Source organism: Salmonella sp. SAL00670 (assembly GCF_046552235.1).
GTDB classification, from domain to species: Bacteria; Pseudomonadota; Gammaproteobacteria; order Enterobacterales; family Enterobacteriaceae; genus Salmonella; species Salmonella enterica.
Map to the genome: position 1 here is coordinate 512116 of NZ_JBGDUO010000003.1, position 20661 is coordinate 532776.

A 20661-nucleotide genomic window follows, 5' to 3' on the forward strand; every position below is an offset into this window, starting at 1 on the left:
AGGAAAGCAGAACCTCACGCATTGATTTTCATAAGTAAATAGATTCTCTTTATTAAATAAAACAAGTATATAAAGAGAACTCTGATTTAAAAAACCATATAAGAAAGATATCAATAAAATAAATAATTACTGTCAGGGGGTTTGTGTTCCCATCAGCATTGTCACTGTCAGCGTTCCCTGATACTCACCAGAACGCTTCTCTCTGATGTTAAAGGGTTGTGTTGTCAGGGTAAGGGGCACTGGCACACAACGTACCGCCTGCCGTTGCCCGGGAAGTACCACCGGACGCGTTGCTGCTTTATCCACGTTATCCAGACTGAACTCCACGCCACGGGTGACAGGAATATTTCGTCCCCCATAATTCATACTGACCGCATAATCAATCGTATCAGCAGAATCGCTCTTCATAACCTGAAATCCCGTACCTGACTTATTGCTTCCTTCTATCTTCATCTGTAATGAACGGGCTTTCACACCTCCGTCATACAGACACATATCCAGATTAGCCCTGCCCGACATTTGTGAGGCATTCATCCGGTGAAGATTCAGGTCCACCCGGGGCGTTGCTGTACCAAATTGCGGAAAGTAAATAGCCGCATTTTCAGCAAAGTGGTCTGTTACATTCAGCGTGATATCCGACACTAAACTACCGATTGGAATATTCCACCATCGCAAAGATCGCATCTGCAGATGCGCAGTCCAGATGCCGGTAGTCGGGATTTTTTTCAACTCCTCACGCAGAATCCATGTTTTTATAATGACGTGATCCTCCATTGCTCTGTAGGTAACCGATCCTGCAAATCCCTCATCATGATTAGCAAACCTACCTGCCACGGTCAGGGTAATCGTCTCACCACTACCCTGCCGCGTAAACCGTAATGGCACGTTTTGGAAAGGTTGAACATACACACCGTCTGGAACCCTTGTCCGGCATTTTCCGAAAACATCATCGTTTTCAGACAGGCACATTAATGAAAAGTACCCTAGACCGAAATCCCTTTGGACTACCTTAATAGACCATATATCCTGTTGTTCAGGGAGTGCATTCAGGTCTATATTCCCAGAGACTGGCAGGTTCCATGAATAGTCGCTCTCCCTTTCAGCCTGAGCTGAAACAGGTAACCACAGTACCAGAAGATGAATTGCAACCATCCTTGCAGAGCGAACGTATTTTCGGATGAAATTAATAATTGCTGACCAATGGGCTGTCATACTCGTCCACTTCATTTTATTACTCATAGTTAACGCCTTTATCTCTACGTCAGGCTTCCTGAACGGAATGGCGCAGCAAACCTGCCACGTTCAGCAAACGGATGACCCGCGGCGATATTTGCAACGCCTGTGGCAGGGCATCCACGTCACTTAATTCACACCGCACATCACCCACTACCTGCATAACATCCCGACGTTTATGTACTGACATCGGACAACGCAGGATCCTGTTTTTTGACAGCAGCCACAGGCTGGATTCTTTATGCTCGCTCTGCAGGCTAAATCGCCCGGAAGGTCCCAACGACAAAAATGGATGGTTCAGTGGCTGTGCGTCCAGCAGCGGTCTGCCATCCTTGTCCAGTACGCGGCCAACGTACAGTCGGCTCATACTGGCGCTGATGTTGTGAACCAGCAGATGCCCGGGTGTCAGGAAGTAACACCTTCTTCCCCCTCCCGCTTTTACGCCTGCCATACCCTGTGAACTAACCCCTGCATCCTCAATGGTCACCTCCGTGGCGTTATAGCCTTCCATCAGCAACAGCGACTGCTGACCAAAACCGAGACTGAACGGCTGGCTGCTGCCACGAACGCTGACTACTTTCCCGCTACTGCCCTCGTCCCCCTCTGACTCCACGTTCACCGCCATGCCAGAGGCCGGTTCACCGTCCTGACCACCTCCCCAGAACAGTCCATTACGGGATAACGCCAGAGACGAGCTGTAGCCAGCGGTGAGTGAACTGGCGCTGCCCGCATTACGTTGATGGGAGTTACTGATAGTGGCGCTCAGTTCACCCATACGGCCGCTCATGCGTCCGCCGAGACTCCCGCTCCAGCTGTCGTCGTTATAACCGGAGAAACCCACCGACAGTTCACGATACAGATCCTGCTGCCAGGATCTCACATGGTTCACATTCCAGGACGTCTGTGTTTTTTGATTCCGGCTACTGTGAATATCGGTCCCGGCTGAGGTATACCCATTACTGCCAGTCATTGTCGGTGGTTGAGAGGCATATGACACACTGACACTCATAAACAAGCCATCATCATTCACTCCGTCATTTCGGGTTCGCCATACTCCCCCATGGGTATTAATATTCATGCCAGCCATATTAAGGCTGTACGTTGCACTAGCCTGAGCAGATTCGCGGTGAGAGGCAGGGATGTATGCCTGTCGCCAGAACACATTTTCTTTGTCACTGTTATCATCATATCCCCGGTAAACCGGCCGACCTTCTGTCCTGCTGGTACTGTATCCCAGTAGGGCATACCAGTTCCCCACCGGAACCGACAGGGAGGCGTTCATCGAAGTCTGGCAGGTCATACTGGCATGCACTGACTGTGGATGACGACCACTACAGGCATCACTTTCCGTATGGTTACGCCACAGACTCGCGGAAAATCCGTCGTTGTATGTCACCTGCTCAGTGTTACCGCTCGTGCTGTCTGTCCCATGCAGTATCCCGGCAGAAAGGTCCAGCGTGCCATCCAGCACTGCATGCTGTGAATTCAGTCGGGTTTCACTGTACCAGGCCTCATGTGCCAGAGAGATACCTTCGGTCAGACTGATATTTTTCCGCAGCCCAGTTTGGAATCCGGCAGCCATGACAGTCTCACCGTCATAATGGCTGGCTTTATCCCCGGTATCTTCCAGCCCGCCCTGAATAAACCACTGGGTCTGTGCACTGAAGCTATTGCCCCCCTTACTGAAGGGCTGGGTCTCCGTTCGCCGCAGAATCCCATCCTCATACACCCGCAACGCCAGAGGATAGCTTCCCGGTGGAAGAGAGTGAGTATCCAGGGTATGCATTCCCGGGGTCAGGAACTGACTCCCCAGCAACTCGCTGCCACGATAAATATCAATACGGGCATTTCGGGTAACCTGAACCATAACCGGAGTGGCATTCTGGTCCACCTCATGGTTAACATAAGCTTGGGTGGTCCCGGTTCGTAATCCATCAAACCGGCTCAGGGGAAGCAGACTGAACCCAAAATCCCCCCCCGTGGCGCTGGACAGATTCCGCTGATCCATCTGACCAGCCTGGAGATAATACTGATTGCCGAGATCCTGACGGACAAACAGATTGTCAAACCAGGTCTGACTGTTATTGTAATGTTCTGACTGATTCCAGATAGCCGCCCAGTTGCCTCCCAGATAACGACCGTTACCAAGCCCCAGGGCACCGCTACCATTCAGTGTCATATTACGACTGTGGAGATCATCACTCAGATACAGCGTCTGGCGGTGAATAAATGCGCTGACACCCTCCGGGGTCGGAGTCAGCCAGCGTTTATCACGTCGTTCTTCATCCGGCAACCAGTCCCGGTTAAGAAACAAAGATAACTGACCGTTGTTCTCATCAAAAATAACCGCAACATCCTCTTTATCTGTTGCCACGTAACCACACTCGCTGCTGTCTTTTGCTTCTGAGACACCACAGACCAGATTGCTGTTACGTAGCAACGGACGGCTGAGTGCAGCCAGCGCTTTTTGCCGTTCTGCGGCCGGCAACGCGGCAAGCCCACTGCTTTCAAGTACCATCAATGGGGACATGAACTGCACGGTGTCCGGTTTAACCACCACCGGAAATAATCCCAGTGAATGCCCTGGTAGCAACACTTCAATTTGCTCAGTCTGTCCTTCCAGCAGAGATTCAAATCCAGGAGGGGGAATAAGAGTTGCCTGGCTGGTAAAACTGCACAATCCCAGTAAATAATACATCCAGAAATAACGACTCACGTAAAGAGACCTGAATTGCAATGAATAATAAGATCAATACCGGATCCGGTTCAGGTACGAACGGTGACACCCCAAAACCGGATCAGATGAAGAGCTAATAACCGGTTATTAGCCGGCAGTGACAGCCTGTGAAATCACCAGACTGACCAATCCGCTGTATTCACCGGCAGGCAGGTTTTGTAAGGCTGCTCCAGCCTTCTGACCAATATCCAGGTTCAGCAGAGCTGAAGCATCGCCAGTTTTTCCGTCCGGGAACAGGGTTTTAGCTTCCAGTACAGAATTGGTGGTGGTCAGTGACCGTCCTCCCAGAGTCACTTCCATATCAATGGTTTTGGTGGGATCCAGGACGTTGATAAGTTGTGGAGCATTCAACAGTTTTACATTAACCGACTTGGTCTGATCGTTGCTGTAAAGGCGGGTCTGGAGTGATTTATGGACCAGGCCCTTACCCGGCATGAAATCCAGCTTCATAGTCGACGGGAGGGATGAACCATCGGCCTGCAGCAGTTCAAGTGTACTGTCAATATTGGCAGTGACGGTAATATCCTTCTGAACCGCAGAAACAGAAAAAGAATAAACGGTGGCCAATGCCACAGCTGCGGCAATAAAAGATGTTTTCATGTTCATAAAAAATAACCTTGCTTTGTTGTTTATTACAGTGATATATGTACACTCGGTATACATCCGCTCCCCCTGAGAATAAATGTAGGGTATAGCGTACGCTCCGTGTGTTTTTACTTTCCGGCTGCTGTTAAATCAGCAGAGATTACCGGTGAATTTGCACCCGTACGATATTCCACACGAAATGCATTACTTTTTATTCCGGCCGGAATATCAGCACTCCCGCCGGGATAAATACTTTTGCCTATATTCTGCCAGTGGCATGTGGTGTCGCAGTTGCCAGCCCGAATAAGAGAAAGCCGTGTGTTTCCCGTATTCAGCAGGTGGTGACCGTCCGTTACCAGCGCAGGCCTGGGGTCTGACGGAGAAACACGCAGCAACACCCCCCAGACAAGATTCACACTTACGGATGAATTTTGCTTTCCGCCTGCCTGTGGATCATCTTCCAGTTCAGGAACAGCCTCGAAGTATACCCGCCAGGCTTCCTCTCTTTCCGGTGCCTGAGTACTGATAACACGTATTGTTTTTTTTGTTCCCGGGGAAAGAGCAAATTTCTCCGGGGAGACAACAAGTCCTGTCTCTATATCATTCCCTGCTGGTACCTCCTTCTCCTGTGGCATACCAGGGTGTTCAATACGCATGATTCTTGTTCGAATATATTGCACATGATCTGATTTAGAATAGACGAACAGCGAGGTGGCCTCTTCGCGGCTACTATTAATTTCTGCCGCCATGGGATAAACGAGCATATTCGCCCTGGCATGACCACATGCAAACATAGCGACACAGAGAAACACCCCGGGAAGAGTATCTTTAAAATTCATACCAGATTTTACCGTATAAAAGTCATCTAAATTTTAGTATTAGCATAGACAGAAAGTTATCAGCATAAAGAAGCAAATTACGATTCAGTGTTAATACATTTTGTGTGGAGGGCATCATACGGAATAAAATTTTTCGCTCAATACCTCTGTTTTTTTCAGGAAAGAAAAAATTAGTAAATAAAAGTCCACGGATTTCATTCACCAAAAGCGAACGACAGATCTGTAAGAATCGCTGAACAATTAATAACGCAGCAGTAAAAATTTTGGAAATTCTTCATAAGAAAGTTGTTACTGTGTACCTGACTTACTCAGATAAATGGAACTGTATCCCCCCCCTTCAAAGCAACAAATACGTAACATAACAACGTAGGAGACAGAGAATCTAAAGAAAGCCCTCCAGGAGGGAGATACAATTCAGACTACAAAACCAAATAAACCTTAAACAAAGCCACAAATAGACTGATCATCATGAGGTTTTACAAAACCAGGTAAAAAAAAAGTAAGCAAAGTAATTAATTTAGAAAACTAAAGTTACAGTTAGATCAGATTTACTTGCTCAATATCTGTTAAAAATATGATATCAGCAAACAAAAACTTATATACATCATATGGTTACGCTTGATGTTTACACCTCTCCAGCAAAGTGTAATCAATATAATACACTATTTTTAGATGAAATATTGGTTAAATATTCCATAAATAACAATATAAAACAGAACAATTCACCATGAAAATACAATTTACCTTTTAAAACATAATGTTATAAAAAAACACCATTCAAATTGATGCCAGTCCCTTACCTGTCAATGTTGTTTACGGTTCCTTTCCCCCTTTTGTGCGAGTAAGCAACATGAATATACAAGTCTTAACGACCAATGCCTCTGTCAGCCCAAAATAAGTCGACATTCCTGTGCATGGCGCTGCAGCAGGAATAGAACGGCAGACATCAGCGCGGAATGGAATCCCGGCTGAAACAGGCTCGTCTGCCATGAGTCAAAACGCTGGAGCAGTTCGACTTCAGCTTCCAGCCAGGCATCGATCGTAAGGTCGTCCGGGAGTTGGCCGGTCTGGCGTTCGTGGAGCGCTGCGAGAATGTGATCCTGCTGGGGCCCCCGGAGTGGAGAAAACCCACCTGGCCGCTGCCCCCGGTGTGAAAGCGGCAGATGTGGGCCATCGGGTGTTGTTCATGCCGCAGGACAGGTTGGTAGACGCTGATGAAAGCGAAGCTGGAAAACCGCCTGGAGCGCCAGCTACAACAACTGAGCTATGTGCGGGGGCTGATCCTGGACGAAATAGGTTACCTGCCAATGACCAGTGAGGAAGCCAGTCTGTTCTTCCGACTGCTGAACCGACGGTATGAAAAAGCGAGCATTATCCTGACGTCAAACAAAGGCTTCGCAGACTGGGGAGAGATGTTCGGTGATAACGTGCTGGCAACAGCGATCCTGGATCGGCTACTGCATCACTCAACCACACTGAATATCAAAGGAGAAAGTTACCAACTGAAGGAAAAACGCAAAGTCGGGGCGCTGACCAAAAGCGCAACGCCAATCAGTGAAGATGAAATGGCGGAAAGCGGACAGCAGAAGTGATCAAACAGCGGATATTAAAAATAGCGAAAAACGACCATAAATCCTGGCGTTGACATCCTCAAGATTTAATATCAGAAGCTTCCATGCCGCCGCATCCAGACTTCCAGTTGTCCCTGGTGGCTTCCGAAATACCGGCCTCCCGGTAGACATCTTTAACAGTCCGTCCGGATTCGACTGATCTAATCACAGCGATGATCTGGTGCGCAGTAATACGGGCTTTACGCACAGCGATCTCCTGCGTCGGCAGATTGATTATGTCGGATGATCTCTAAATGTGAATGGCTCGATTATGCGGGATACTTACAGTGCAACCTGGCGCCATTTTTCAGTACACTGCAACGTTTCTGGTATGGGCTTAACTTCCGGCTGCCCAAAAACAGCCCCGTCCTGTTTCCGGGTATTATCATTTCCGTCAGTCGGCATCATGTTTTGTATTGGGCATCGTCAAAAGACGACTGGCTGACCAGTCGCATATCTCGATGCCTCAATTCAGTCATCATCATGTGGGTTTAAGTCAGGAACGTGTCAAAACCATTCCAAACGGGTTAATCATCATTCAGAAAATCAATTTGTGGGCGATTATTCCATTTATCTTCAATAAAAGACAGAAAGCGTTGAAATAAAGGAGAATAATACTGACGATGACGCCATACAAGATAAATGGGGAGATCTGGAACCCTCCATTCAGGAAGTATAATTTCAAGTTCATTATTTTTTAAGTATTTGGTGGCAAGCCAGGCCGGAGTCATGAGGTTGATACCCTTTCCTTCTAAAACCAAATTAAGAACACTCAAAAGATTATTGGAAGATAAATGAACATTAACAGCGCCACTAATAGTGTATGATTCATCTTGACGGAAAAGAGTAAGAGGTCCGGAAAGACCATGATTGTGAAGACCCACAATAATGTGATTTTCCAAATCGCCAGGGTGTGAGATCCTGCCATATTTTCTGATATATTTCGGACTCGCACAAAGAACCAACTTTAAAGGGCTTATCTTTCGATACACGAGATCCTCACTTTCGATTATGCCACTTTTAAAAACCAGCTCATCAAACTCCAGGGATTTACTAAAAAAATCGCTACGCTCTCGTGAATCCAGGTAGATTTTTGTATCCGGATAGCTAGCTGTAAATTCCCATATCCACTTATTGGCAAGAAACTCACAGACAATAGCCGGAGCCGAAAATTTTATACTCCCTCTGATAATTTTATCCGGATTTCGCAATTCATCCAGCAAGGACTGAAAGGAAGATGTTATCCTTTTCATGCTTGCATAGGCTGTCTGACCAGCTCCAGTCAGTTCTAAGTGATGTGAATCGCGCCGAAGTAAAGTAACCTCAATAGAATTCTCAAGGCGACTAAGCGATTTACTGACAGCAGAAATGCTAATATCTAATTCCCGTGCAGCCCGGGAAAGATTCCCTACTTCCGCCACTTTAATAAATATCATCCAGTCTCGCATACCACGATTATTGATCAGTTCCATCATTATCTTCCGTTGATAAAAGAAATTCTTATATCAAATGAGCTATCAACGACTTACTGATACGTCATTGTGTGCCTCAATGTCCTTGATATCATCTTAATAAAAAATCTATTGGCTGCAAAATAGCATCTGAATCGATCATGATTTTGCATCCATCTCCGGTTACTAATTGAACCTGTTTACCACTCAGTGTAAATACCCTATCTCAGAAGCGATCGTCAAGGTTGTCGCCGAACCAGATCTCAATAATAAAGTGGTTCATTGTCATGCACCCGTTCTGCAAAGGCATTCTCCTTTTCTGTGACGCAGTCTGGAGCACATTAATTGCATCGTTCACCTAACAAAGTATCCCGTGGAAACAAGCAAAACATCGCCAGATTATTCTTACTTGCGTACCCCCCACCCGGCTCGATATTATTTGTGAAAGCGGAGGAAACAGAACAGACGGTTTAAATAAGACACTTACTCAAAACACAAACCTATGTGCAGGCTCCTCTCATTTCGTCACGTCGCTGATATCCAGCTTTACTGGCGCCAGGGGAAGATATCTGCGCAAGGCAATAATTCCGGCGCAACAACAACCACTCCCGCTGGGCCTCTGTACATTCAAAATCGCCCATGACCAAAAGCCAGCGGGTAGAAGCCCTGCGCCAGTGACCTGCTGCCTCCAGATTCTGCGCAACCGGGTCTATCACGGCCTCCGGTGTTATCTTATTTCTGCTCAAAATCAGCACCATCATTTGGGATATAGCCTACAACCCCTGCCCGCCGATGATGGGGGAGGATTCGGTATGCAGCACTTTCATCCTGGTCTCCGGCTCAGTCAGCTATCCGACGTGGCCCCTTATGCCGGGCCAGCAGCGAAGAAAATCCGGGCGTGGTGTGATAAAACAGACGACGTTTCAGCCAGCCCACATTCTTTCGCTCCTTTGTGTTGATACGACCAATACGCTGTGAACCGATGACTGGATTGTTCATACGCCTTTCTGTGGTATACAGGTATGTGAACCCCAGCTCTTCAGCCACATGAATATAGTCAGAACAATACCAGCCCTCAGGCCAGCACAGATGCTGACTGCAGTAACCCAGCATCTCCCTCATCCGCTTACGACTAAGAAGAATATCGACACGAAGCAAATCCGACGGATTACGGGACACAGGTTTCTGGTCCCAGCGTCGGTGGGTGTGCGTGTGCGAGTGAAACTCAACAAGGCCACTGAGGTGCATCTCCCGGACCTCTGACCAGCGCAGCATGACCTCATCAGCCCGGCCTTGTTTAACCAGCATCTGACACTCATCATGAGAGTACACCGGTTCGCCTGCAGGAATACGGACCGGTCCGTCACTGATCAAACTGGTCACAAGAAAGAGATGCGCATGCAGATTAAACTCCTGCAGCACCGGAAAAACCTGCAACCAGTTATCCAGCCAGCCGCCATCAAAGGTCAGCATGACGCTTTTACGAGGCAATCTTGCACCATGATAAAAAGCTTCCACCTCTGCAGCGGTAACGGTTTTCCAGCCAGATTCAGCCAGCCATTTCATCTGCGCCCGGAACGTACAGGGAGATAAGGTTATCTGTCCGGGTTTATCACTGACATGGTGATACATTAATACCGGTAAATGTCGTGCATAAGACATATGCTTTATTCCTTTATGTAAAAAATAAATTATTTTTACGCCTGAGGGGACAAGAAAAAGCCCCCTAAACATAAAATCTTAAATATCACATATGAATACCTGACAGATAAACAAACCTTATACCAGGGGCTTATAAAGCCCCGCTCACAAAAGAGTGAATCAAACAAACCCATAAAACAGAAAATAATAAAGGCATCAGTGTCCGTTAAATTATTTTACGAAACATAATATTCCTCTCCCTACAAAAAAAGATGAATTTCAGATTTTAAAATCAATCAGCAATTGATTTTTCTGCAATGAAGATTGCTAACCATATTTGCCTTGAGTAAATTTTCAATACATCCTCGAGCCTGATATACAGTATTCGCCTTATTCACTGATACAGGAAGTATGAGTGGAACGGATGTCTACGCCTCCTCGTGTGTCAATGCACAGGCCTTAAAATCCAGCGTCCAGGTATCCGCAGGCACTTCCTGATTGCCATCAACGACCACACTGAAACTGGCGTTATCTGCAGCGGTTCTTAAAATGGCGCCACGACCACTCACCGTATCTGGTTGCCACCCCTCACCCTCCAGGCGAACCTGAATGTGATGGCGAGGATCCTGTTGCCCGCTCAGCAGCAATACGGTAGGCGTGTTACCCGCCTTTTGCTCATCGCTCCATACCCGAAACCCGCTGTGACTGCCGTGATAAGTCACCCAGCCTTGCGCAAGCACCATCCCATCTGGCACGTGCCCAGCCCGAAAGTAAGTCCCTACACGTAGCGTTGTCTGAAGTTTTTCTGCGGCGTTCGCTATCGGCATCAAGCTACTGGCAGCGACCAGTAAGGTTACGCTATAGATAACCGTTTTCACTCGCTGTATTTTCATCCACATTATTCTCTCCTTCAGAATCGGCTATCTGCAGAGACCGCTCATTTGATACAAGCCCGCGATTCCCTTGTGGGCAGGTAGCTGGTAGTTAACCCGACATTGCTGTGCTCCCCATTTCACCGTCAGTTCGCCCTTATCCGCCAGACCAGTGAGATAAACCTGGCTATCAGTATCCACCAGAGCAGCACTGCCATCCTGCCCATTGACTGTAACCTGCGCCCCGAAAGGAATGGCGCTACCATCTTCCCGTTTCAGCGTCATCAGTGCCCTGGCCCCGATGCGAGTGTGAAACTTCGCTTCCACCACCGCCCCTTCGGTTGGCACCACGCGCACATCGGTTTGTGTGACCTCTGCGTCATCCGGTAGTCGCGACGGATCGAGGCTGACTGTATTCTCCTGATAGACGTTCAGGTTGCCCACTGTGGTGTCGCCACGAAAATCCGTCTTAACGCCAGGCCAGCCGCCAACTGGCACCCCCGAGGCCCCTGGCGCTTCAACCAGCGCCACTGAGCCTTGCAAAGGTTGCCCCAGCGTCACACCATGATGGTGGATAACTATACCTCCCGCGATATTGACTCCCATCTGGCGCATCGCCCGGCTGTAGCTATAGTCACCACCTAACAGGCCGTAATCCCCATTCCATGCCAAGTGCAATGCGCTGTTATTACCACCACCTGGCGGGGCATCGGCACGGTAACTCTGACGCACCTCCCAATCCAGTTGCTGACTGAATGCCTCTCCGTTGACCCCCACTTGTTGCGTCTGACCACCGTGTGATGGTGAAGTCATCTGCCAACTAGCACTTACATTATTCCCCGTCCAGCGGCTTAATGGCATACTGAACCACAGGCTGGTTATGTTCTCTTTACGGTGCGCGCCATTGCGCCACAGCGTTCTGTTTTGATTCCAGTTCAATGACAGCGAGCCCCCTCCGATAGAGGTTCCCCAACTCAGTCCGTAGCTGTCATCATGACCGGGGCGATTACGCCAGTCGGTACGGGAACCGGTTAAACTCAGATTGCCCAAATGCCTCCCCCATGACTGACTCAACATCAGGGTAGTACGCGAGCTCGGCTGCAAATTTTCCCGCCACGACCATAGACGGTTGCCATCATGTCGATAACTGTCGAGCACATCGGATAGGGTGTTATAGCCCTGCGAGGCATACTGCCATCTCGTCAGAAAAAAATTTGTCCCCGTCGCAGTCAGCTGGTTGCTGTAACGCAGTCGCCAGGAGGCTCCTTGCTGTACCGCCTCCCCCTGACGCTGACTGTGTGTGTCGCTTCCATCGACAGATAAACTCCCCCACCGCCCGAGAGATCCCCCCAAACCAAGCAATGCAGCTTGATAGTGCGTTGCACTCTGTATACCGCCGTATGCAGTGAGATTCCACGGCAGACCATACATCAACGTAGCCTGCGCGATCTGCGCCTTATCCGTTGCAGAGTCTGACGATCGGTATCGGCCCGCCAACAGGCTGTACTTCAAATATCCCTGGTGCAGTGCTATCGCCGGGGTCTGATACGGCACCACAAACATTTGTGTACTGCCATCGGCCTCCCACACGGTGACATGCAGATCACCACTACTGTCTGTTACCGACAGATCCCGCAGTGCAAACGGTCCGGGCGCCACGGTGGTGTTGTAAATGGTGTAACCATTCTGTTTGACCTCCACCCGAGCCTGCGTGCGGGCAATCCCACGCACTACCGGAGCAAACTGCCGCTCACTGTAGGGCACCATGTTGTCATCCGATGCCAACATCACACCGGTAAATGGCACACTATCAAATATCTCCCCCTGCGAAGTCTTTTGCCCCAGAGTCAGACGACTTTTTAGTGAGTACAGTCCACGCTCAGCATAGGTATATGCTGCCTGCCACTTCCCCGACAGTTGACCACTCCGCTGCCAGCTGGTCGCATTGCGGACACGCCACGCACCTATATTGATTCCCGGTTGCAGTTGTACCCAGGAAGAGTTGTCACGCCTCTCCATATCCATTTTGTAATCCGTCTGCGTTGTCCTCGCACTGTAGTTCATCAGAAACGCCGGAATACCATCATCCCAGAGATCTTCAGGAGCGATCCCCTTAAATTCCGGACGCAACGCCACCTGAGGAATACTCAGTTGCAGTTGCTGATTATTGATATCCAGTACCGCTTTAGCCTGTGGAATGGCGGTCAGATCCGCACACTCATCTGGGGTCTTTGCTGCTTTCCACAACTGAGGGTAATCTTCCGTTTTTACGCCGTAGCGTGAAAGCTGACTGACCGTCAAACAAGGAGCCAGAAAAGGCGTTCCTTGCCCATCCTTTTCCAATTTGAACACCACATCACGGGTGTCGACACGTTTACCATTCACCATCACGTCCACTCGATAAGTCCCTGGCTGTTGTACCCCCTGGTTAAAGAGCGACATATCAACCCCTTTCGCTGCATCGCCCAACATTGATGCATCGAATGTGTAAGCGTGCGCATTTGCGCAATGAACCACTCCCGCGATGAACAGTAGCAAGGCAGGTTGTTTGAACTTCATTTTCTGCCGCTAAATCCTTGAATTTATTTAAAAACGTAGTGGAACGGATGACTTTCACCACCTAAGTCTGTAATAATTTTCCATTCGACATCACCACGAGTGCCCCCTGGCATATTTAGTGTTTTGTCAGCAAAGGGGGGGACATACTCAAGCCCTGTAATGGGCTTTCCCCCTACTGTGACAGAGGCTAAATTCATGTAAAACGGGGTGGGGTTCTCTACCTTAAGTTTGTTGCCCGTCTCCACCCATCTTAAATTTCCTGCAACATCTTCCGGCGTCCCCTTCACGGCATCCGGGCGGAAAATCAGCTTGTCACAGGTGCTGATGGACAAATTGAGGTCAAGGGTCGCGCCCTTAGCCTGTGTATCCGACGGTTCATTTTCTGGTGGTACCGCCTTTATACAGACCCACTGTAAAGTCTCACGATCCGTTGGCATGTCACCACCAGTACGGATAATACGCAGTTGACTCTGCTGGTTCGCTTCTAAACGAAATAGAGGCGGCATCACCATAAAGGGGGCTGGCGAATTTTTGTCTTCTGCTTTGACTGAAGACTGAACCAAAATAGGGTAATCCTGCGGGTTGCTCACCGAGAGCGTCGCGCCGGGTGTACCAGCGTGATAAATCACACGTGTAGCTCCCAGCTTCACGCTGAATGATTTAGTGGCTGAATTTAATTGCTGCCTGGCGGCATATACTGAAACCATAGAATTAGAGGCGAACAAAGCTACCGCCATTAAAACAAAATTAATTGTTTTCATATCAAAAATTGTAAAAGAAAAATGAAAAATTTGATGTGTATTACGCCTTAAACAAGGCGCAATACACTAATAGTTATTTACTATTAAGGCTGATATCCCACTACGTCTACAGTCAGTGGGTACGTATCAGGTGAGATATCCTGACCCGCTATTACAACAATATCAACTGGGACATTGGTATCAAAGGTGGTCCATTCTCTCCCATTCCACATTAGCGGGACATGAGATTTGGCTACATCATTACTTGAAAAGCCCACAACGATTGGGTTGCCACCATTTTTACCAGTTATTTTCCATGTACTGCCAGCATTGTTCATTAGCGAGCCAGAAATCCCCCTGACCCCGAATTCTTTAATAGAAGTAGAATCAACTGTAAGCTTCGCAATATCCATATCATTATCATTCTTCCCAGCCATTAAGCCTGGCATCTGGTCAAGCGATATGGTTAAATGTTCGGGAGCGGCAAAGCTAACATTCACTGATTTCTGTTGCTCTGTGTTCGGCACAACTGAAGCATAACAACTAGCAGCCATCATGCTCAACGCACTTGCGATAATCAATTTTTTCATGCTTTTCATTTGAATAACCACCTTTTTTAAACCAAATTAAAATAATCCAGCACATCCAGAATACATAACGCCATACCAAATCTTACCGTATGGAAAAATCCGTGGCTGGTAATAACAGCTTGTACTTATTGGTATTTGTTACCAATTCAAATAAGTAATGTTATAAAAATCTATATATCAGAGCACCTCTTAATCTGAAAAAAATTGCGTTATTGCCAATATAAACAGTGTTGATGTTAACATCGTGTTGTCAGGGTGGAATAGAATACTAGTCAAAAAGCAATTATACCTTCCATTTACATTCAAGTGATAACATTACAATGACACCCACCACACTGGGTGTGGGAAACTTATCTTCGAAGAGAGGATAATTATCAGGCATCGTTGCAACATTGTTTATATTTAAACATACGTCTCCTAACTCGACGGTAAGATTATTAGTTAACTTTTCCTCGCAGGGAAGATCTTTAATGGAAAATCTTGTTTTCCGAAACGGAAAAGCAATTATAGCGCTCCAATGAGAGTCTCAACACTAAGAGCTGACTGACACAGGCCAGACTGATTATACAGGCATGAAAAAGCTCTCCCCTTCCTTTCAGTTCTTGCTGGATTATGCAAACGTCGCACCACCTCCCCGTGAACATGGCACATTAATTTGAAGCAGCTCTCATCCGGTATCGCTTTTCAGTGCAGCGAAATTCATCGCAGGTGCCCCCGTAAATAGACCCGTTTTAGTTCCATGCATTTTTAAGATTCCGGCCAGATAACGTTATTGGCGGTATTCCTTGGGTATCATATTGTTCCGCGATTCATGTGGACGTTCGCAGTTATATTCTGATAACCCTTTATCCGTAATTTCCCGCACCTCATTCAGCGTTCTGAACAGATAAGAATTGAGTATTTCTGTACGGTATGTCCGGTTAAAACGCTCGATGAAAACGTTTTTCTTCGGCTTACCCGGCTGGATAAACGCCAGCTTTACTGCATGTTTCTTTGCTCATTCAGCCAGTGCCAGCGAGATAAATTCCGGTCCCTTATCCATACGCAGCATGGCCGGATAACCGCGGTTGCTGTAATCCTGTCGAGTACACGGACCACTCGCAGAGCTGGCAGATTCAGATCGATTTCAATCGACAACGCTTCACGATTACAGTCATCAACAACATTGAACGTGCGAAAACGACGCCCACAGACCAGCTCTGGTTCAGCGCTTCCGGCGTGACCAGTGGCGAGGGATTGCGTACCGGCAGCCGTTGTTTACCCTTACGGCGAAAATTCAGCTTGAGCAGACAGTAAATACGGTGGAGCCTTTTGTGATTCCACGCGTATCCCTGCCGCCGTATCCAGACTTCCAGTTGTCCCTGGTGGCTTCAGAAATACCGGCCTCCCGGTAGACATCTTTAACAGTCCGTCCGGATTCGACTGATCTAATCACAGCGATGATCTGGTGCGCAGTAAAACGGGCTTTACGCACAGCGATCTCCTGCGTTGGCAGATTGATTATGTCGGATGATCTCTAAATGTGAATGGCTCGATTATGCGGGATACTTACATATTCACGCGTTGAGAGACTTTCAGTTCGTTTGTACGGTGAATGGATGCCGCAGGCGGGGTTTATTAACGGGATGCCCGTCAAGGTGCGGGTAATGAGGGATTGCATCGTGATTACGCCGCAGCATACCCACGGACTCTTTGGCTGTATTGAAGGGATGGGCGTGACTTTTATTAATCAAAAGAAGGTGAAAGCGTGGCTAAAAACCTTTCCGGAGGCGCTGAACGATACCGGGGATATTCCGGTGATTAAACGTAAAAGAACGGAACAGGAGTTAATGAGTAATTGATAATAAAAAGCCGGAAAAAGATAACCCCTCCGGCTTTTACACATTATTCCTCCGGCTCCAGATGTTTTATTTCAATCCTTTTGGTTTTATTTCGGGATGTTTTTCATATAATGGATTCATTATTTTAATAAGCATTTCACCCATGATCAAACCAACCGCTTCTCGATATACCTTAAATTCATCCTCATCACAACGGGACTGAACAACAGCAACAGATTCATCAAGTTCCTTACCGAATCTCAACATTAAATCACTAATTAATATAGCTGTATCCTTATCGTTAACCATACTTATTCCTGTAGTAAAAACATCAACAGCATTGATTTTATTTGCATTCGTTAACACAATTCCAGCAAGCAAATCCGTTACTTTTTGTAGGTAAAGGCATAAATGAGCATTCACTAATGCAATTATTTTAAACCATTTTTCATCTTAATAACTTGCCAGAATCACCTCTATCAGTACCACAAGTAATAAGACCAAGAAGATCAATAGGATTCAGCGGATAATAATATCGGTTCCATCCCCCTTTCAGCCCTATTGGATCTACGTAATATACCTTCCCAGTCCCGGATTATAGAACGGTGCTAGTTATAATACAGCCCCAATTCTTCATCGCATTGGGATAGGTTCTAACTGGAGTTATCACACGTTAATGTAATTTAATTACCTCCCCATGTTTCCCCGCATCATCCGTAAACATTGCTTGCAAGCATATTTTTTGTCCATCATTTTTAATATAATTAAATTCTTCAATTAAAGAATAGTTAATATAGTCCACTCTATAATATAACTCCACGGATTTTGAATTAATGACATTACTATATTGAAGTTTTCGCCCTTTAATTTCACCGAGTATTTTCATTTTAGTTTCCATAACTGTTAAAAAATCTTTTCTCGCAGTGGCATTTTTGAAAGAGTCACATGACAAATCATATATCTCAGCATACTCCCCTTTATTATAAAGAGAAAAAAGCTTATCAACTCCTTCTTTCGCAACGTCTCGAATAGCGCTATCATTTTTAATATTCTCTCTACCTAACCATGTAAAAAATAGAATAACGAACAACACAATCAACACCATAAATAGTAACGATAGAAAAAATCTATTTCTTTTCACTTGAATTCACCTGATAACCAATCATATTCCTTATCCATCAGATCGAAAATCTCCGATAGACACCTCGAATGCCGGGAGCATGTGAGTTCCCCCCAGTCTCCAAATCCGGGTCCCATACTCACACCTTTTGTATATTTATAACTATCATTTTTATTACGAGCATCTGTATAAGCCATTCCCGCAAGAAGTGCCCCATAAGAATCCCCTCCAGACTCTGATATTCCTGGTGATAAATCAGCATCAGGGGCTGATATTGTGAATAACAAACCAGCAGAAGTACCTATACCGCTATGATCACACAATGAATAATACACACAAACCTCTCTTTCCTTTGGGGTGTGTACTCCGGCTCCAGTTGCCCCGCCATCTGCTCTGGCGTCAGCCTCCCGTAACGGTCATACCGGTACAGTTACTGCATATCTTCCGTGATGCGGTTATCCGCCCATAATGATTTCCCGGCTTTTATTCAACGAAGGATTAATAATTTCATGTACAGTCTCTGATATTCTTTACTCAGAGTTATCAGCCTATCCCCCAAAATAAATCACATATTATCTTGATTATTTTTTTAAGATTATCTCTAAACATCCCTCTTTTCGATAAAGTGGCATATAATATCCATATTATCGCGATTATACTTCCAATAATAAAGATCAACATGGATATTTTATTAATCATATTCATCAAACATCAATGTCCCTATCTCTTTGATTAAATTCATTGGAGAATCCATCATGTTATGGAATTTCTCTTTATACATATCGCTAATTGATGGCTCATCTGGATCGTCAAACTGTTCACTATAAGGCAATACACCTAATAAATTTTTGCAGCACCTATCCTTGTCGGTTTCATTAAGTGATTCTGATAATCATAAATTTGCCCTGTTATATGAAGCAGTTGCTAATGTGATATTCCCCCCTGCCAGAGAAACATTGCCCACTGGAGACAATGTAATAAATCCATCAGCAGCAATACCTATCCCGAGTTTGGCTACCCCACTTGTGTGCAATCTTGCAGAATTAGCTATATTTAAACCAGCCGTTAACATTTTTGCCGGATTAAATGGAAGACTATCCAGACTATTATTAGTCTCATCTATCATGCGACTACATATTTCACATGTAAACAATCCCAGCGAATCTATATCTATGACGGGATTCAACGGATAGTGGTAAGGATTTAATCCCCCTTTCAGCCCTGTCGGGCCTGACTGACGAACCTGCCACACTCCGGTGCATAATATCTGAACAGATTTTAATGCAGGCCCGTTTCATCGTCAAAATACGGCCCCGGTAGCCGGTTGCTCATCACTGGCCGGGGAGAGGGGGGGCGCGGTGCCAAGATGTCGCGCCCATACTCACTCACCCTGAGCTCCACAATCAGCCAGCATCCGGCGGAGAATTAAGAATTTATTTAGTCAGCAAATATGAATACCTCCGGCGCCAGCGTACGCCACATCAACAGCGAAACCTGCATGACCACCTGTTACTCACAAATCCCCAGCGGCGACTGCCAGGAAGAAGCGGGATTTGAGACCGGGGAGCGGCGTGACGGTGAAGATTTCGGACGGGTGTATTGTGCTAATGGCGGACGGTAACGAGGTGCAGGAGCTGCGCGAACAGCTTTATCAGGCTAAACGGGTGGTTAAGGGGGGTGAAGGATGTGCTGGTTTAGTGGACTGAACGGGGGTTAATAAAAAAACCGGGAAGAGTTAATTTCTTTCCCGGCTTTATATTACTACTAATCTCTCACAAAATTAACTATCTATTTTTCGTAATGATAATCTTCATATTCCCATGAAAAATAGCGTTGTAATACAAGACAAGATTCTTCCCAATTTTCTCTTGTACATTTTTTTAGAATATTTTCGATTACTTTCCTAAGTATATAATAATCAATTACAATAACTCTGTTATCAGATATGAGAAAATTCTTTGATCGCTTTCTCAAGGCTTCTGGAGTGGCAACTTTCACATAGAAATAGTTGCTTCCTTTTTCACCATCATTCATCCCAAGACATAAATCAACAGCCACATATGTATCTTCAAGAGAAGCAGGCTCCCACTCACTAAGTGGATCGAACATTGTTGAAGACATATCGTATAAAATAAGTTGTGGTTTATTTTTTTCATGGCCGAAAATTCTCCACGTCTAAATGAACATTGGCAATAACATCACCATCCCCATTTTTGGTTTCAAAATTCACTTGCTTTCCAGTCTTCGACCATGGACGACCGTTAACACGATCAAATCCCCTTTTATCAGCAGGGAATCTGAATGTTCTCAAACCATCTTCTGGCACAAGTCCCTTACCACTGGACATAACCTATAATTAGGACCTACAAATGCTTCCCCTAATCTGAAAGCATCATTCTGTGATACAACGCCAGTAATTCCCCGATTACCACCTGCGGCGGTCTGATTTCTAATTCATTTAAGCTTATTCTTAAACTACTGGTTTGTTAACTTGCAGGTTAAACCAAGAGGATCGATCCAGCTTAATGGATTCGGTGCATAACTGTAGAGATTTAGCCCCCCGCCAGCCCTATCGGCTCAAGTTACACAAAGCGTCCAGTTTATGGATCGTACTGCCTAATTTAGGTCGTAATGAGTCAAAGGTTTTACATCGTAATTCATGCACTACCACCATAACGTGATAATTTTCATCTGCACAAAAGTACTATAAATCAAAGGGTAATTTAAATATAGTCCAATTGATATACAGGTACATCCCTCATATCGGCGCGAACTGGGTACGGGACACAGTAAGCTATATCGGTCAAGAGACTGACTGACTCAGTGCAGCTTAACCGGGGGAGATCTTTCGGGTTTTAATCAGC

18 protein-coding genes and 7 pseudogenes are annotated in these 20661 nt (G+C 46.3%); 3 read left to right on the forward strand and 22 right to left on the reverse strand.

The window, feature by feature from the left end; all coding sequences use genetic code 11:
• Window positions 1-132: 132 nt before the first annotated feature.
• The 4 genes from ACLJRS_RS13600 to tcfA all read right to left on the reverse strand — a co-directional run bounded on the left by ACLJRS_RS13600 (window position 133) and on the right by tcfA (window position 5394).
• Window positions 133-1239 carry a CfaE/CblD family pilus tip adhesin gene (locus ACLJRS_RS13600; protein WP_000066475.1) on the reverse strand — a complete coding sequence of 369 codons (1107 nt, stop codon included), beginning with the start codon at window positions 1237-1239 and terminating at the stop codon, window positions 133-135.
• Between the two features lie 22 nt (window positions 1240-1261).
• The gene (gene tcfC, locus ACLJRS_RS13605) at window positions 1262-3949 is read right to left on the reverse strand and encodes a fimbrial outer membrane usher protein TcfC (protein ID WP_000092515.1); all 2688 of its coding nucleotides are present in this window, start codon (window positions 3947-3949) and stop codon (window positions 1262-1264) included.
• 108 nt (window positions 3950-4057) lie between these two features.
• On the reverse strand, window positions 4058-4633 hold the full coding sequence (gene tcfB, locus ACLJRS_RS13610; protein WP_000287810.1) for a fimbrial protein TcfB: 576 nt from the start codon (window positions 4631-4633) through the stop codon (window positions 4058-4060).
• 50 nt (window positions 4634-4683) lie between these two features.
• The gene (tcfA, locus tag ACLJRS_RS13615) at window positions 4684-5394 is read right to left on the reverse strand and encodes a fimbrial chaperone TcfA (RefSeq protein WP_001009503.1); all 711 of its coding nucleotides are present in this window, start codon (window positions 5392-5394) and stop codon (window positions 4684-4686) included.
• Window positions 5395-6428: 1034 nt separating this feature from the next.
• Between tcfA and ACLJRS_RS13620 the strand changes: the two are divergent.
• A pseudogene (locus tag ACLJRS_RS13620) lies at window positions 6429-6986 on the forward strand (ATP-binding protein).
• A gap of 64 nt (window positions 6987-7050) precedes the next feature.
• On the opposite strand, the pseudogene ACLJRS_RS13625 reads toward ACLJRS_RS13620, so the two are convergent.
• The 11 genes and pseudogenes from ACLJRS_RS13625 to ACLJRS_RS13675 all read right to left on the reverse strand — a co-directional run.
• Window positions 7051-7212: pseudogene (locus ACLJRS_RS13625) on the reverse strand (transposase); the annotation flags it as partial.
• 80 nt (window positions 7213-7292) lie between these two features.
• Window positions 7293-7412: pseudogene (locus tag ACLJRS_RS13630) on the reverse strand (hypothetical protein); the annotation flags it as partial.
• 119 nt (window positions 7413-7531) lie between these two features.
• Window positions 7532-8479: a LysR family transcriptional regulator gene (locus ACLJRS_RS13635; protein ID WP_000970302.1), complete on the reverse strand. Its 948-nt coding sequence runs from the start codon at window positions 8477-8479 to the stop codon at window positions 7532-7534.
• A gap of 496 nt (window positions 8480-8975) precedes the next feature.
• Window positions 8976-9213: pseudogene (locus tag ACLJRS_RS13640) on the reverse strand (PerC family transcriptional regulator); the annotation flags it as partial.
• Window positions 9214-9295: 82 nt separating this feature from the next.
• Window positions 9296-10117 (reverse strand): polysaccharide deacetylase family protein, encoded by an 822-nt coding sequence (locus tag ACLJRS_RS13645; RefSeq protein ID WP_000119375.1) that lies wholly within the window; start codon window positions 10115-10117, stop codon window positions 9296-9298.
• A gap of 407 nt (window positions 10118-10524) precedes the next feature.
• The gene (gene afaD, locus ACLJRS_RS13650) at window positions 10525-10995 is read right to left on the reverse strand and encodes an AfaD family invasin (RefSeq protein WP_000266949.1); all 471 of its coding nucleotides are present in this window, start codon (window positions 10993-10995) and stop codon (window positions 10525-10527) included.
• Window positions 10996-11016: 21 nt separating this feature from the next.
• Window positions 11017-13527 carry a fimbrial biogenesis outer membrane usher protein gene (locus ACLJRS_RS13655; RefSeq protein ID WP_000669625.1) on the reverse strand — a complete coding sequence of 837 codons (2511 nt, stop codon included), beginning with the start codon at window positions 13525-13527 and terminating at the stop codon, window positions 11017-11019.
• 23 nt (window positions 13528-13550) lie between these two features.
• Entirely contained in the window at window positions 13551-14288 is a 738-nt protein-coding gene (gene safB / locus ACLJRS_RS13660; protein WP_024135809.1) for a pili assembly chaperone SafB, read from the reverse strand.
• Between the two features lie 83 nt (window positions 14289-14371).
• Entirely contained in the window at window positions 14372-14866 is a 495-nt protein-coding gene (locus tag ACLJRS_RS13665) for a Saf-pilin pilus formation protein SafA (protein WP_000839695.1), read from the reverse strand.
• Window positions 14867-15626: 760 nt separating this feature from the next.
• Window positions 15627-16200: pseudogene (locus ACLJRS_RS13670) on the reverse strand (integrase core domain-containing protein); the annotation flags it as partial.
• A complete protein-coding gene (locus ACLJRS_RS13675; protein ID WP_001224041.1) occupies window positions 16134-16331 on the reverse strand; it encodes a transposase in 198 nt (65 codons plus the stop codon). The gene ACLJRS_RS13675 and the pseudogene ACLJRS_RS13670, both read right to left, overlap by 67 nt.
• 52 nt (window positions 16332-16383) lie before the next feature.
• Between ACLJRS_RS13675 and ACLJRS_RS13680 the strand changes: the two genes are divergently transcribed.
• Window positions 16384-16698 (forward strand): SymE family type I addiction module toxin, encoded by a 315-nt coding sequence (locus ACLJRS_RS13680; protein WP_011233128.1) that lies wholly within the window; start codon window positions 16384-16386, stop codon window positions 16696-16698.
• A 66-nt stretch (window positions 16699-16764) separates the two neighbouring features.
• Here the strand turns inward: ACLJRS_RS13680 and ACLJRS_RS13685 are convergent, their stop codons facing one another.
• The 6 genes and pseudogenes from ACLJRS_RS13685 to ACLJRS_RS13710 form a co-directional block, all read right to left on the reverse strand.
• The gene (locus ACLJRS_RS13685; RefSeq protein WP_012543321.1) at window positions 16765-17043 is read right to left on the reverse strand and encodes a hypothetical protein; all 279 of its coding nucleotides are present in this window, start codon (window positions 17041-17043) and stop codon (window positions 16765-16767) included.
• 124 nt (window positions 17044-17167) lie between these two features.
• Window positions 17168-17321, reverse strand: a pseudogene (locus ACLJRS_RS13690) (RHS repeat-associated core domain-containing protein); the annotation flags it as partial.
• Window positions 17322-17350: 29 nt separating this feature from the next.
• A complete protein-coding gene (locus ACLJRS_RS13695; RefSeq protein ID WP_001674144.1) occupies window positions 17351-17818 on the reverse strand; it encodes a hypothetical protein in 468 nt (155 codons plus the stop codon).
• Window positions 17815-18132, reverse strand: a complete 318-nt coding sequence (locus ACLJRS_RS13700; RefSeq protein ID WP_153274541.1) for a hypothetical protein — start codon at window positions 18130-18132, stop codon at window positions 17815-17817. The genes ACLJRS_RS13695 and ACLJRS_RS13700 overlap by 4 nt, the downstream gene beginning before the upstream one ends.
• Window positions 18133-18689: 557 nt before the next feature.
• Window positions 18690-18923 (reverse strand): hypothetical protein, encoded by a 234-nt coding sequence (locus ACLJRS_RS13705; protein ID WP_125541564.1) that lies wholly within the window; start codon window positions 18921-18923, stop codon window positions 18690-18692.
• Window positions 18924-18947: 24 nt separating this feature from the next.
• A pseudogene (locus tag ACLJRS_RS13710) lies at window positions 18948-19120 on the reverse strand (RHS repeat-associated core domain-containing protein); the annotation flags it as partial.
• Between the two features lie 254 nt (window positions 19121-19374).
• Between ACLJRS_RS13710 and ACLJRS_RS13715 the strand changes: the two are divergent.
• Window positions 19375-19503 (forward strand): hypothetical protein, encoded by a 129-nt coding sequence (locus ACLJRS_RS13715; protein ID WP_023209683.1) that lies wholly within the window; start codon window positions 19375-19377, stop codon window positions 19501-19503.
• A gap of 82 nt (window positions 19504-19585) precedes the next feature.
• Here ACLJRS_RS13715 and ACLJRS_RS13720 read toward each other — a convergent pair whose 3' ends face one another.
• Window positions 19586-19906: an Imm8 family immunity protein gene (locus ACLJRS_RS13720; RefSeq protein WP_223201872.1), complete on the reverse strand. Its 321-nt coding sequence runs from the start codon at window positions 19904-19906 to the stop codon at window positions 19586-19588.
• Window positions 19907-20661 lie beyond the last annotated feature (755 nt).

Coding starts and splice junctions, on each gene's coding strand:
- ACLJRS_RS13600 (WP_000066475.1), bottom strand. CDS start 1,239: ATGAGTAATAAAATGAAGTGGACGAGTATGACAGCCCATTGGTCAGCA.
- tcfB (WP_000287810.1), bottom strand. CDS start 4,633: ATGTATACCGAGTGTACATATATCACTGTAATAAACAACAAAGCAAGG.
- tcfA (WP_001009503.1), bottom strand. CDS start 5,394: ATGAATTTTAAAGATACTCTTCCCGGGGTGTTTCTCTGTGTCGCTATG.
- ACLJRS_RS13635 (WP_000970302.1), bottom strand. CDS start 8,479: ATGATGGAACTGATCAATAATCGTGGTATGCGAGACTGGATGATATTT.
- ACLJRS_RS13645 (WP_000119375.1), bottom strand. CDS start 10,117: ATGTCTTATGCACGACATTTACCGGTATTAATGTATCACCATGTCAGT.
- afaD (WP_000266949.1), bottom strand. CDS start 10,995: ATGTGGATGAAAATACAGCGAGTGAAAACGGTTATCTATAGCGTAACC.
- ACLJRS_RS13655 (WP_000669625.1), bottom strand. CDS start 13,527: ATGAAGTTCAAACAACCTGCCTTGCTACTGTTCATCGCGGGAGTGGTT.
- safB (WP_024135809.1), bottom strand. CDS start 14,288: ATGAAAACAATTAATTTTGTTTTAATGGCGGTAGCTTTGTTCGCCTCT.
- ACLJRS_RS13665 (WP_000839695.1), bottom strand. CDS start 14,866: ATGAAAAGCATGAAAAAATTGATTATCGCAAGTGCGTTGAGCATGATG.
- ACLJRS_RS13680 (WP_011233128.1), top strand. CDS start 16,384: ATGGCTCGATTATGCGGGATACTTACATATTCACGCGTTGAGAGACTT.
- ACLJRS_RS13705 (WP_125541564.1), bottom strand. CDS start 18,923: ATGATAGATGAGACTAATAATAGTCTGGATAGTCTTCCATTTAATCCG.
- ACLJRS_RS13720 (WP_223201872.1), bottom strand. CDS start 19,906: ATGTTCGATCCACTTAGTGAGTGGGAGCCTGCTTCTCTTGAAGATACA.